At 67.7% G+C, this 12,147-nt stretch carries 10 protein-coding genes; 1 reads left to right on the top strand and 9 read right to left on the bottom strand.

The genetic code is table 11. The features are described from left to right. Window positions 1-23: 23 nt before the first annotated feature. From LTH96_RS13275 to LTH96_RS06065, 9 genes are all read right to left on the bottom strand, one after another. Entirely contained in the window at window positions 24-485 is a 462-nt protein-coding gene (locus LTH96_RS13275; protein WP_370644402.1) for an aldehyde dehydrogenase family protein, read from the bottom strand. A 78-nt stretch (window positions 486-563) separates the two neighbouring features. After that, window positions 564-2,855 carry a bifunctional (p)ppGpp synthetase/guanosine-3',5'-bis(diphosphate) 3'-pyrophosphohydrolase gene (locus tag LTH96_RS06030; RefSeq protein ID WP_241465095.1) on the bottom strand — a complete coding sequence of 764 codons (2,292 nt, stop codon included), beginning with the start codon at window positions 2,853-2,855 and terminating at the stop codon, window positions 564-566. A gap of 158 nt (window positions 2,856-3,013) precedes the next feature. Further along, complete coding sequence (gene secF, locus LTH96_RS06035; protein WP_241464825.1) at window positions 3,014-4,141, bottom strand: protein translocase subunit SecF; 1,128 nt, start codon at window positions 4,139-4,141, stop codon at window positions 3,014-3,016. Then, window positions 4,141-6,126, bottom strand: coding sequence for a protein translocase subunit SecD (gene secD, locus LTH96_RS06040; RefSeq protein WP_241464826.1), 1,986 nt, complete (start codon window positions 6,124-6,126; stop codon window positions 4,141-4,143). Before secD ends, secF begins: the two co-directional genes overlap by 1 nt. A gap of 10 nt (window positions 6,127-6,136) precedes the next feature. Then, the gene (gene yajC, locus LTH96_RS06045; RefSeq protein WP_241464827.1) at window positions 6,137-6,478 is read right to left on the bottom strand and encodes a preprotein translocase subunit YajC; all 342 of its coding nucleotides are present in this window, start codon (window positions 6,476-6,478) and stop codon (window positions 6,137-6,139) included. 77 nt (window positions 6,479-6,555) lie between these two features. Continuing rightward, complete coding sequence (gene ruvB / locus LTH96_RS06050) at window positions 6,556-7,548, bottom strand: Holliday junction branch migration DNA helicase RuvB (protein ID WP_241471085.1); 993 nt, start codon at window positions 7,546-7,548, stop codon at window positions 6,556-6,558. Window positions 7,549-7,586: 38 nt separating this feature from the next. Next, window positions 7,587-8,195: a Holliday junction branch migration protein RuvA gene (ruvA, locus tag LTH96_RS06055; protein ID WP_241464828.1), complete on the bottom strand. Its 609-nt coding sequence runs from the start codon at window positions 8,193-8,195 to the stop codon at window positions 7,587-7,589. Window positions 8,196-8,276: 81 nt separating this feature from the next. Next, a complete protein-coding gene (ruvC, locus tag LTH96_RS06060) occupies window positions 8,277-8,996 on the bottom strand; it encodes a crossover junction endodeoxyribonuclease RuvC (protein ID WP_241464829.1) in 720 nt (239 codons plus the stop codon). 48 nt (window positions 8,997-9,044) lie between these two features. After that, window positions 9,045-9,803, bottom strand: a complete 759-nt coding sequence (locus LTH96_RS06065) for a YebC/PmpR family DNA-binding transcriptional regulator (protein ID WP_241464830.1) — start codon at window positions 9,801-9,803, stop codon at window positions 9,045-9,047. Window positions 9,804-9,906: 103 nt separating this feature from the next. Here LTH96_RS06065 and LTH96_RS06070 point away from each other — a divergent pair, with 103 nt between their 5' ends. Next, window positions 9,907-12,090 (top strand): M3 family metallopeptidase, encoded by a 2,184-nt coding sequence (locus tag LTH96_RS06070; RefSeq protein WP_241464831.1) that lies wholly within the window; start codon window positions 9,907-9,909, stop codon window positions 12,088-12,090. Window positions 12,091-12,147: the final 57 nt, after the last annotated feature.

Here is a 12,147-nt window from a genome sequence, read left to right on the forward strand (position 1 = left end):
AGCGCCGAGGCCTTCCAACGTGCTTATGGTCTCCGAAGCGGAGTGCACATAGGTGCTTTCCTCCCCACCTCGATGAGCGCCAGCGCCGACCGGGGTGGCTTCCAGCAGCTCGGTGCCGCCGTTGGCTGCTCCATGATGGGCGACTTTGAGCAGATGAACTCGGCAACCTCTGCACCGGCGGAGCCTGCGCGGTCCGCGCCCGTGACGGCCGCGGCCGAAACACAGGACTCTGGGATGAAGATCTCCGCCACCTGCTGATTGCTGGCGAAGATGTTCAGGTAAACGCCGTCCGGCGGTCCCGCTTCCTTGAAAACTTCGGCCTGCGATTGGGCGCACCGGGGCACATTTAGCGCGTGCTTGAGGATGGTTGCGTTTCTGAGCAGCAGATTTGGCTCCCCACTCGCGCGACCTGATAACAGGGGTAATTCCACGGCATGATCCCCAGTTCGCTTCCAGTCGGTGAAGCGAAATTTCAGCGACCCCACCCACGGATGAAGAGAATCGCTTGGGTCGGAGGAGCTGTTCTGCCTGCTTGGCGTAGTACCGATAAATGAGCCCCAGGGTCAGTGTTCCCGGCGCTTGCCCACGGTGCGGTAGACGTCATAGACGCCGTCGATGCGGCGCACGGAGTTCAACACGTGGTTCAGGTAGCGGGGGTCCCCCATCTCGAAGGAGAAACGGGAGATCGCCACCCTGTCCCGCGAGGTCTGCACGCTGGCGGAGAGGATGTTGACCTGGGACTCGGCCAGGATCCGGGTCACGTCCGAGAGCAGCGACTTGCGGTCCAGCGCCTCGACCTGGATCTCGACGAGGAACACCGAGGACTTCGTCGGCGCCCACTCGACCTCCACCAGACGTCCGGGCTGCTCGCGCAGCTGCTGGACGTTGCGGCAGTCTCCGCGGTGCACCGAGACCCCCTGGCCTCGAGTGACGAATCCTTCGATCTCATCCGGCGGCACCGGGGTGCAGCAGCGGGCCAGCTTGACCAGCACGTTCCCGGCGCCCTTGACGATGACTCCCGCGTCGGAGTACTGGTTGGTCGGAGTGCCGGGGGAGGTGATCGGGGTGGTGTCGTGCTCCTCGGACTCCTCCTCCTCGGGTTCGAAGAGCGCCGTGAGGTGTTCGATGACGTTCTGGGTGGAGACGTGCTCCTCCCCCACCCCGGCGTAGAGCCCGGCGACCTCGGTGTAGTGCAGCTGCCTGGCGACGGTGTCGAGGACCTCGGGGTTCATCACCTTCTGCAGCGGCAGCTGGGACTTCCGGATGGCCTTGGTCAGGCTCTCCTTGCCCCGCTCGATCGACTCCTCGCGGCGCTCCTTGGAGAACCAGTGTCGGATCTTGTTCCGCGCCCGTGGGCTCTTGACGAACATCAGCCAGTCGTTGCTGGGACCCGCAGTCTCGGACTTGGAGGTGAAGATCTCCACCCAGTCTCCGTGCTGCAGCTCGGAGTTCAGCGGCACCAGTTTGCCGTTGACCCTCGCCCCAATGGTCTTGTGTCCGACGTCGGTATGGATCGCGTAGGCGAAGTCCACCGGGGTGGAGCCCGCCGGCAGGGCCATGACTTCACCCTTGGGGGTGTAGACGAAGACTTCCTTGGCGTTGATCTCGAAGCGCAGCGAATCGAGGAACTCGTCGGGATCCTTCGTCTCGGACTGCCAGTCCACCAGCGATCTCAGCCAGCCGATGTCCTCGGTGGCTTGGGACTGCTGGGTCGCGGTCCCGGCGAGGGATCCACCAGCGGGCTGGTTGACCGCCGAATGCGGCGCCGTGGCGGAGAAGTCCTGCTTGTACTTCCAGTGTGCGGCCACGCCGTACTCGGCGCGGCGATGCATCTCGTGGGTGCGGATCTGGATCTCCACCGGCTTGCCCGACGGGCCGAGCACAGTGGTATGCAGCGACTGGTACATGTTGTACTTCGGCATCGCGATGTAGTCCTTGAACCGCCCCGGAAGCGGGTTCCAGCGGGCGTGCAGCGCGCCGAGGACCGCGTAGCAGTCCCGGATGGTGTCCACGAGCACCCGCACACCCATCAGGTCATGGATGTCGTCGAACTCTTTGCCGCGCACGATCATCTTCTGATAGATCGAATAGTAGTGCTTGGGACGGCCCGTGATGGTCGCGGAGATGGACGCCTCGTTGAGGTCGTCGGCGATCGTCTCGCGGACCTCGGAGAGGAACTTCTCACGCTGCGGGGTGCGATCCCCGACCAGTCGGACGATCTCCTCATAGACCTTGGGGTACAGGGCGGCGAAGGAGAGGTCTTCGAGCTCCCATTTGATGGTGTTCATCCCGAGCCGGTGGGCCAGCGGGGAGAAGATCTCCAGGGTCTCCTTCGCCTTGCGGGCGCTGGACTCCGCGGCCACGTAGCGCCAGGTCCGCGCGTTGTGCAGCCGGTCGGCGAGCTTGATCATCAGCACCCGGATGTCCTTGGCCATGGCCAGGACCATCTTGCGCACCGTCTCGGCCTGCGCGGCGTCGCCGAACTTGAGCTTGTCCAGCTTGGTGACGCCGTCGACGAGCAGCGCGATCTCTTCGCCGAACTCCTTGGTCAGCTGCTCCAGCGAGTACTCGGTGTCTTCGACCGTGTCATGCAGCAGCGCCGCGGCCAGGGTGGAGCCGGTGAGGCCGAGCTCGGCGAGGATGGTGGCCACGGCCACCGGGTGGGTGATGTAGGGGTCACCGCTCTTGCGCTTCTGATCCCGGTGGTGGTGATTGGCCACCTCGAAGGCGCGCTGCACCAGCGGGAAGTCCTGCTGCGAATCGTTGGCCCGCATGGCGCGCAGGAGCGGCTCGAGCAGCGGCGATGAAGAGGCCTCATCACTGACCACTCCGACGGCGCGCGCTCGTCGGACCACGGGCGGTGAGGCCGCGCTCGCTGCGGCGAGCCGCGTGGTGCCCTCTGCTGCCGGGCGTTCCTCGTTCACCAGTGCGGACCTGCTTTCCCTAGGGCTGAGCCGGGATGCTGAAGACGGCGTGTCGGCAATTGTAGCCCCATTCTGGGCACTGTTGAGACTCAGTGCTCGTGCGGGGCCTGAATGAGGACCTGGTAGCCGTCTTCCTCCTCAGGCTCATCCTCCGGCTCGGGCTCTGGGAGAGGCGGGAACTTCACCGGACGGCCGTCCTCGTCCAGCGCGGTGCCGGAGTAGGTGACCGCGTGCACGCCGCGGAGCGCGCGGAGCCTCAGCACCTCTTCGGTGTGGGCCTTGATGTCGCCGTCGTTGCGGCGCATCCGGGCGTAGAGCGGGGCCTGGATGAAGATCGTGGCCAGGGTGCCCACGATGATGCCGACGAAGAGCGAAAGCGAGATGTCGCGCAGCGTGCCGGCGCCGAGCAGCATCGAGCCGATGAACAGGATCGAGCCGACCGGCAGGATGCCCACCACGGAGGTGTTCAGCGAACGGACCAGGGTCTGGTTTACCGCCAGGTTGACCCGTTCGGTGAACGTCTGGTCCTTCTGGTCCTTCAGCGGCTCCAGGTTCTCGCGGATCTTGTCGAAGACCACCATGGTGTCGTAGAGCGCATAGGAGAGGATCGTGAGGAATCCGATGATCGCACTGGGCGTCACCTCGAATCCGGTGAGCGAGTAGATGCCCACCGTGGTGATCACCACGAAGCCCAGCCCGAGCATCGCGGCCAGGGACATGGTCCAGGTGCGGAAGTAGAACGCCATGTAGAGCGCGACGAGCACCACGAAGATCACCAGGCCCAGCAGCATCTGTTGGGAGATCTGCTCGCCCCAGACCGGGCCGATGAAGGTGGAGCTGACCTGTTCGGCGGAGACGCCGTAACCCTGCTGGAGCGCCTCGGCGACCTCCAGGGTCTCGGTGTCGCTGAGCTCGGCGGTCTGCACCCGCACGGTGTTCGGCGCGACATTGGTGACCACGGCCTCCTGGCCGGAGATGTCTGCCACCGCGTCCTCACCGACGGCGATCTCGGTGTTGTCGGTCTGCGAGACCGTGAACTCCGAACCGCCGGTGAACTCGATCCCGAGGTTGAACCCGCCGCGGAAGAACGGCACGGCGATCGAGGCGAGCACCAGGATCCCGGCGAGCAGGAACCAGAGGTTTGATCGCTGGATGAACGGGTAGGACCGTTCACCGGTGTAGAGCTGGTTGCCGGTCTTGGCGAATCCTGCAGCCATCAGCGGTCCTCCTCGGTCTCACTAGATGTCACAGTCTCACGCGGGGCCAGGCGCTCATCCGGCGTGTCTGAGTCTTTCGGTGTCTTCTCGGAGCTGCGCTGTCGGGCTGCGGCGGCGCGTGCGCGGCGCCGCTCGGCGATGGTCATCTGGCCCCATTCGTGATCTGAGATCTCTGGCAGCTCCCGGATCCGGGCCTCCCGCACGTCGTCGGGGCTCTCTGTCGATCTGGGCAGCGGACTGCTCCGGAGCCCTCCACCGCCGGGGTCTGCGGTGGAGTCGCGCGGGGTCATCGGTCCCGCCGGTCCTGCCGATACCACGCTGCTGCGGGCGAAGCGGCCACGGCCGCGGTAGAGCACGTCCACCCCGAGCTCCTTCTCCGAGAGCCCGGAGAACCGCTTGCCCGCGGCGAAGAACTTCCTTCGGGCGAGCAGCTGCATCAGCGGGTGGGTGAAGAGGAACACCAGGATGATGTCGATGATCGCGGTCAGACCGAGGGTGAAGGCGAAGCCGCGCACGTTGCCCACGGCCACCAGGTAGAGCACCACGGAGGCGATGATGTTCACGGCCTTGGACGCGAGGATGGTGCGTCGGGCGCGGGCCCAGCCGGCTTCGACGGCGCCGGGCAGAGATCTCCCCTCGCGCAGCTCGTCCTTGACGCGTTCGAAGTACACGATGAAGGAGTCCGCGGTCAGACCGATCGAGACGATCAGGCCTGCGATGCCGGCAAGGGAGAGCCGGTATCCGTCGGTCCAGCCCAGCAGGGCGATGGCCCACCAGGTCATCACGCCGGCGACCACCAGCGAGGCGATGGTGACCAGGCCCAGTGCGCGGTACTGGAACAACGCGTAGCCGGCGACCAGGACCAGGCCGATGATGCCGGCCATCAGGCCGAGCCGCAGCTGCTCCTCGCCGAGCGTGGCGGAGATCTGCTGTTCAGACTCGATCTCGAAGCTGATCGGCAGCGAGCCGTAGCGCAGCTGTTCGGAGAGCCCGCGCGCCTCTTCCTCGGTGAAGTCACCGGTGATCTGCGGGCGGCCGTCGACGATCGCTGCCTGCGTGGTGGGGGCAGAGATGACCTGCCCGTCGAGCATGATGGCGAACTGGTTGCGCGGAGCCTCGAGGTTGACCAGGCGGGTGGTGGTGTCGCGGAAGGACTCCGTGCCCTCGGAGTCGAAGTTGATGGTCACGGCCCAGCGCCCGGTGGACCCGCCACCGGGTGACTGCTCCATCCCGAAGCTGGAATCGGCGATGTTGGTCCCGGGGACCTCCACCGGCCCCAGCAGGTATTTCACGCCAGAATTGGGATCGCAGGCGCTGAGCGGCTCGTCGTCGGCTGCGGCGGCGCGCTCTTCGAGGCTGATCTCGGTGCTGCAGGTGAAGTTCGCGAAATCGGCCGCGACCTCGGGGGTGATCCAGTTCGGGTCCGAGCCGTTCTCCGGCTCCGCCGTGGGCTCCTCGAAGTCCTCGGGCTGAGCGGCCGGTGCGTCGTCACCCTCTTCCTCGGTGGCCGCGAGCTCCTCCTCGAGCGCCTCGGCCTCCTCCTCGGTGAGGTCCTCGTCGTCGAGCAGCGTCTGCTGCAGGAAGTCGAGATCCTGCTCCACCTGGATCACGGGACGGAACTCCATGTTCGCCGAGGCCTGGATCAGTTCTCGGGTCTCCTCGTCGGGCACGCCGGGCATGCCCACGACGACGTTCTCCGCGCCCTGCGTGGCGATCTCGGATTCGGTGACGCCGGAGCCGTCGACACGCTGACGGATGATCTCCACCGCTTGGTCCAGCTGCTCGCCGTCGATCTGCGCATCCCCCTCGACCTGTGGTGAGAGGACCATCTGGGTGCCACCTTCGAGGTCCAGAGCGAGCAGCGGCGCCCACTGGGCGCGGTCGTCCTGTACGGCGAAGGCAAGAAGCCCGCCCATGCCGAGCAGGAGCACGAGCAGAGCGATCAGGGCGCCGCGAGCTTTCGCGACGGGGGTGCGTGGAGCCATAGGAGGAGAATCAGTCCTCTGTGGTGGCGGCGGGTTCAACCACCTGCTGGATGGCGCCGATCAGGAAGTCCACGCGGTCACCGGAGCTGAACTCCAGGGTGAGTCGCTGGGCCTCCTCATCGCGGGACACCACGGTGCCGACCATTCCGCCGGCGGTGACCACCTGGGCACCGACCACGGCGCCGCCGCGGGCCTTGGTCTGCTCGTCGCGCATCTTCTTCCCACGACGGAAGGTGAGGAACATGAAGATCGCCAGGATGGCGATCATGATCAGCAGGAACGGGTCCAGCGCGGGACCGCCGCCGCCGCCTTCAGCGGCTGACAGCTGGGCGTAGTAGAGCGAAGCATTCACGGATCGGGCCAATCTCTCGTCGCGGGATGTTCTCGGCCAGCTGGCGGATCTTCAACCCGTGGGAGCTGGCCGGGCATTCAACCCGACAGACTATCAGGGTGACGCTCCGGCGGAGTCAGTCCCAGATGCCGCCAGGCCTGGTCAGTGGCGACGCGCCCGCGCGGCGTGCGGGCGAGCAGGCCCTCGCGCACCAGGTATGGCTCTGCCACCGTCTCCACGGTCTCGGTCTCCTCCCCCACGAGGACAGCGAGAGTGGAGAGTCCCACCGGCCCGCCGTTGAACTTCAGGCACAGCGCCTCGAGCACCGACCGGTCCAGCCGGTCCAGGCCGCGCTCGTCGACCTCGTACATCTCCAGCGCCTCGGCGGCGGTCGCCCGATCCACCTGGGGCACGCGGTGGACCAGCGCCCAGTCCCGCACCCGGCGGAGCAGCCGGTTGGCGATGCGCGGGGTCCCGCGGGAGCGCGCGGCGATCTCGGCGAATCCCTGACCGGCGACGTTCATGTCCAGCATCGCGGAGGAGCGGCGCAGCACCAGTTCGAGCTCGTCGGTGCTGTAGAACTCGAGCTGCCCGGTGAAGCCGAACCGGTCGCGCAGCGGCCCGGGAAGCAGGCCCGCGCGGGTGGTGGCCCCCACCAGGGTGAAGGGCGGCAGCTCCAGCGGGATCGACGTCGCGCCGGCGCCCTTGCCGACGATCACATCGACCCGGAAGTCTTCCATGGCCATGTAGAGCAGCTCCTCTGCCGGCCGGGACATGCGGTGGATCTCGTCGAGGAAGAGCACCTCACCCTCGGTCAGCGAGGACAGGATCGCGGCGAGGTCCCCGGCGTGCTGGATGGCCGGTCCGGAGCTGATCCGCAGCGGGGCGTTCATCTCCGCGGCGATGATCATCGCCAGGGTGGTCTTGCCCAGACCGGGAGGCCCGGAGAGCAGCACATGGTCTGAGGCGGTGCCGCGGATCCGGGAGGACTCCAGCACCAGGGAGAGCTGACGGCGCACCGTCTGCTGCCCGACGAAGTCGCTCAGCGCCTTCGGGCGCAGCGCCGCCTCCATGGCGCGCTCCTCGGTCATCGAGTTGCCGCCCACCAGTTCGCGGGGAGCCTCTGCGCTCACCGGGCACCTCCGAGGCTGCGCAGCGCCTGCCGCAGCACGGTGGAGACATCGGCCTCGACGAGATCCGGCTGAGCGGCCAGCAGCTTCTCCACGCCGGTGCGGGCGTCCTTCTCGGTCCAGCCCAGCGAGACCAGCGCCTCGCGGACCTGTACGGCCACCTCAGGCTCAGCGGGTGCGGCGGCCGCCGGTGAGGCGGGCTCGTCGATCACCAGCTTGCCGGCGAGCTCGAGCAGGATCCGCTGCGCGGTCTTCTTCCCGATGCCGGGGACCCTGGTGAATGCGGCGGTGTCGGACTCGGCGATCGCCTGGTGGACCTCGTGCGGAGTGTGCACGGCCAGCACTGCAAGCGCCATCCTGGGTCCGATCCCGGAGATCGAGACCAGAGTGGTGAAGATGATCCGCTCGGAGAGCTCGCAGAAGCCGAAGAGCAGCGGCGCATCGTCCTGACGCGGCACGAAGCTGGTGTGCAGACGGGCCTCGGTTCCGCGGTGCAGCTCTCCCAGGGTCCTTGGGGTGGCCGAGACGTGCAGGCCGAAGCCGGAGACCTCGACCACTGCATGGTCGGTGCCGACGTGGAGCACGTCGCCACGGATGGAAGAGATCATTTCTCACCTCACCGTCGCCGCTGGCGACTGGTCACGGACCAGGGGTGCCCCCGGCGCCATTAGAACATGTATTCGAACACTCTAGCGCGCCCGCTTGGCGGCTTCCATCCAGGCGCGCTGGGCGGGAGTCAGCGCGGCGCCGGACCTGGCTCCGCTCTTCGGCCCGGGAGACTTCGAACCGGCAGGCTTCGAACTTGCTGCCTGCTGGACACGCTGCAGCGCGGTGGTGGCGCCCTGGTGGGTCTGCGTGGAGCCCGACATGTTGAACCGCGCGCCGATCCCGGAGCGCCAGCCGTGGCAGATGGCCACCGCGTAGGCGTCGGTGGCGTCCACCGGGGTGGGCAGGCCGGGGAGCTTCAGGATCCGCTGCACCATCCGGGCCACTGCCTGCTTATCGGCGTTGCCGTCGTCGGTGACGGCGGCCTTGACCTCCGAGGGGGTGTGCCAGGCCACGGGTATCCCCCGCGCGGCGGCGGCGGCGATGATCACGCCGGAGGCCTGGGCGGTGGCCACCACGGTGGGCGCATTGTTCTGCGCGAAGACCCGCTCGATGGCCAGGACGTCCGGGGCGTACCGGTCCAGCAGCGCCTCTGCGGAGCGCTGGATCGCCAGGATCCGCTCGGCGAGGTCCTGCGCGGCCTTGGTGCCGGTGACCTCCACGTGGAGGGACTCGCCGGTGCGGTTGAGGTTCATCTCCACCACGGCGAAGCCGCAGCGGGTCAGTCCAGGGTCCACCCCGAGGATCCGCTGCGCGGTCCGTGAGGTTCCGGCGGTGCCCGAGACGACGCCCGCCGGGCTCATCGAGGCCCCCGCATCATCGTCTGTTCAGGCATGGGGACTGCGCCTGCCTCAGTCTTCGGCTTCGAGGGCGGCCAGCGTCTCCGCGCTGAGGTCTGCGTTGGTGTGCACGTTCTGCACGTCGTCGAGGTCCTCCAGCGCGTCGTGGAGCTTGAAGAACTTCTTGGCGGCGTCGACGTCGAGGTCCACGGTGACATCGGAGACGAACTCGACCTCGTCGTTGTCCCAGCTCATACCGGCCTCCTCGAGGCCCTTGAGCACCGCGTGCAGGTCCTGCGGCTCAGCCCGGATCTCGAAGCTGGCGTCGTGTTCGATGAGGTCCTCGACGCCGGCCTCGAGCACGGCGGCCAGGACATCGTCCTCGCTCAGCTCGGCCTTGGGCAGCTGCACCACGGCCTTGCGCTGGAACATGTAGGCCACGGAGCCGGGGTCCGCGACGGTGCCCCCGGAGCGGGTCACCGCGATGCGCACCTCCGAAGCCGCGCGGTTGCGGTTGTCGGTGAGGCACTCCACGAGCAGGGCGGAGCCCTGCGGGCCGCGCACCTCGTAGGTGATCTCCTCGTACTCCACACTGTCCCCGGAGAGTCCCGCGCCGCGCTTGATGGCCCGGTCGATGTTGTCGTTGGGCACGGAGTTCTTCTTCGCCTTGGAGACGGCGAGCTCAAGCCCGGGGTTGCCGGCGAGGTCGGGGCCGCCGTTGCGCGCCGCCACCTCGATCTGCTTGATATAGCGCCCGTTGAGCTTGGCGCGCTTGGCATCCACAGCAGCCTTGCGGTGCTTGGTGTTGGCCCATTTGGAATGGCCGGCCATGGTTCTCCTCGTGAATGACGTCCGAATGATCAGAGTTAACAGTTGCCCGAAGCAACCGTCGTATAGTCTTTCCACCAGCCTATCGGAGAGGACGTTGAGTCTCATGGAGCACACCGAGCGCCCGGCAGCTGTGGACGGCACGACGACGATCGAGCCGGCTGCGGAGAATCCGCTGCTCGCGGACGGCGCCTTGGACTATGGGTTGGTTGACCTCTCCCTGGTCCGGGACGAGCACTGGCTGCCTGCGCTGGAAGCCGGGATCACCGCCCAGCGCGACGCGGTGGAGGCCATCGCCGCCGACGGCTCCCCCGCTGAGGTGTCCACCGTGCTGCACCCGCTGGGCCGCTCCCATCGGCTGCTCTCCCGTGTGGAGCGGGCGTCCTCCTGCATGTTCTCAGTGCACGCCACGCATGAGCGACAGCAGGTCCAGCGGGAGATGGCCCAGCAGCTGGCCGGGCACCGGGATTGGCTCACGCTGCACCCCGGGCTCTTCCGCCGCCTCGCCGCCCTGGAGTCTGCTCTCGCGGAGGGGCGCACCAGGGCCACCGCGGAGCAGCGGAGGATGTTGCAGAAGACCCTTGACCAGGCCCGGGCCGCCGGTGCTGGGCTTGAGGAGGTCACTCAGGACCAGCTGCGCGCGCTCAACCTCGAGCTCACCGCCGCTGAGACCGCCTATGAACAGCTGCAACGGCATGAGGCTGCCGCCCACGCGGCCTTCTTCTCCGATCCAGCGGAGCTGGAAGGACTCGGCGACCAGGAGCTGGCCGCCGCGGAGGCAGCGGCGCGGGAGGCAGGCCACAGAAGCGGAGCGCTGCTGCCCCTGAACCTTCCTGTCCAGCAGGGACCTCTGGAACGGATGTCCCGGCGCTCCTCGCGCCGTCGGCTGCACCAGGCCTCCGTCGCCCGCGGCACGCTGACCGACGCCCAGGGCCGGACGACCAGTCAGATCGGTGGGCAGATCGCTGTGCTGCGGGCGCGCCGCGCGCGGATGCTCGGCTTCGAGCATCACCTGGACAGCGTCTTGCCTTCGCGGACGGCCGAGGACCGCGCCAGCATCGAGGCGATGCTGCGCACCATCGCCGACGGCGCCCTGGCTCGCTTCGACACCGAGATCCTGACGCTGCGTGAGACTGGGGTGCTTGAGGACGGGCAGGCCCACTCGGGGGACCCTGTCGGCGCCCAGTCAGACGGCACCGAAGAGCTCCAGCCCTGGGACATCAGCTTCGGCCTCGCTGCCGCGGCGAAGCAGCGGAACTCGAATGAGATGCACAGCACGAGCCGGCACGCAGCAGCGACTCAGGGGCAGGATGTGCCCCTGGAGGAGGCTCTGCGCCGGGTCTTCGAGGCGGCGTCCCGGCTCTACGGCATCACGGTGGTCGAACGCGATGACCTGCCCGCTTTCGCCCCCGGAGCGCGCTCCTTCGAGGTGTTCGAGCACTCCGCAGTGCAGCGCCGCGGTGCCGGCATCGGCCTGTTCCTGCTGGACCTCTATGCTCGGCCGAGCAAATCCGGCGGGGCATGGATGAACTCCTTCTCGGTGTCCTCGACCTTGACCGGTTCCGCGCCGGTGGTGATCAACGCGCTGAACATCACCGCCCCGGCCCCCGGGGAGAGGGCCGCACTGACACGAACGGCCATGCGCACGCTCTTCCATGAGTTCGGCCACGCCTTGCACGGCCTGCTCGCCGAGGCGGAGTTCGAGGAGCTCTCCGGCACTGCGGTGCCGCGCGACAACGTCGAGTTCCCGTCCCAGGTCAATGAGATCTTCCAGGAGCTCTTCAGCGGGGGCCTCACCGAGGCCGGGCAGGCGCCGGCAGCGGAGGATCTCTGGGGCAAGGGGTTCAGCACGTTCGAACACGTGGCCGCCGTCGTCCTGGACCTGGCCTGGCACACGCTTTCGGTGGAAGGGGCCGAGGCCGCCGCCGACGATCCTGAAGCCTTCTCCGCCGCCGCGCTGGCGGCCTGGGGGCTGGATCACCCGCTAGTGCCCCCGCGGTACGGGACCGGCTTCTTCAAACATATCTTCGCCGGATCCGGCTACGCCGCCGGGTACTACTCCTACCTGTGGGCCCAGGTGCTCGCCGCCGACGCCTCCCAGTGGTACCGCGAGCAGCTGGGCCCACACGACAGCTCCGAGCAGAGTCACCAGGCGCTGGCTGCGGCCGGATCCCATGTGCGCCGCGAGCTGCTGGCACGCGGGAACACTCGGGACCCGCTGGAGTCCTACCGGATCACCTTCGGCAGGAAGCCTGGGATGGAAGCCCTGATGCGCCAGCTGGGACTCTGAGGCTGGGACCCTGAAGCTGGGTCGGCGGTGTGGAGTACCGGGGTCGGACCTTCATGC

The organism is Nesterenkonia sp. LB17 (assembly GCF_022565915.1).
Classification (GTDB): Bacteria; Actinomycetota; Actinomycetes; order Actinomycetales; family Micrococcaceae; genus Nesterenkonia.

Coding starts and splice junctions, on each gene's coding strand:
- ruvA (WP_241464828.1), bottom strand. CDS start 8,195: ATGATCTCTTCCATCCGTGGCGACGTGCTCCACGTCGGCACCGACCAT.
- LTH96_RS06065 (WP_241464830.1), bottom strand. CDS start 9,803: ATGGCCGGCCATTCCAAATGGGCCAACACCAAGCACCGCAAGGCTGCT.
- secD (WP_241464826.1), bottom strand. CDS start 6,126: ATGGCTCCACGCACCCCCGTCGCGAAAGCTCGCGGCGCCCTGATCGCT.
- ruvB (WP_241471085.1), bottom strand. CDS start 7,548: ATGACCGAGGAGCGCGCCATGGAGGCGGCGCTGCGCCCGAAGGCGCTG.
- secF (WP_241464825.1), bottom strand. CDS start 4,141: ATGGCTGCAGGATTCGCCAAGACCGGCAACCAGCTCTACACCGGTGAA.
- ruvC (WP_241464829.1), bottom strand. CDS start 8,996: ATGAGCCCGGCGGGCGTCGTCTCGGGCACCGCCGGAACCTCACGGACC.
- LTH96_RS06070 (WP_241464831.1), top strand. CDS start 9,907: ATGGAGCACACCGAGCGCCCGGCAGCTGTGGACGGCACGACGACGATC.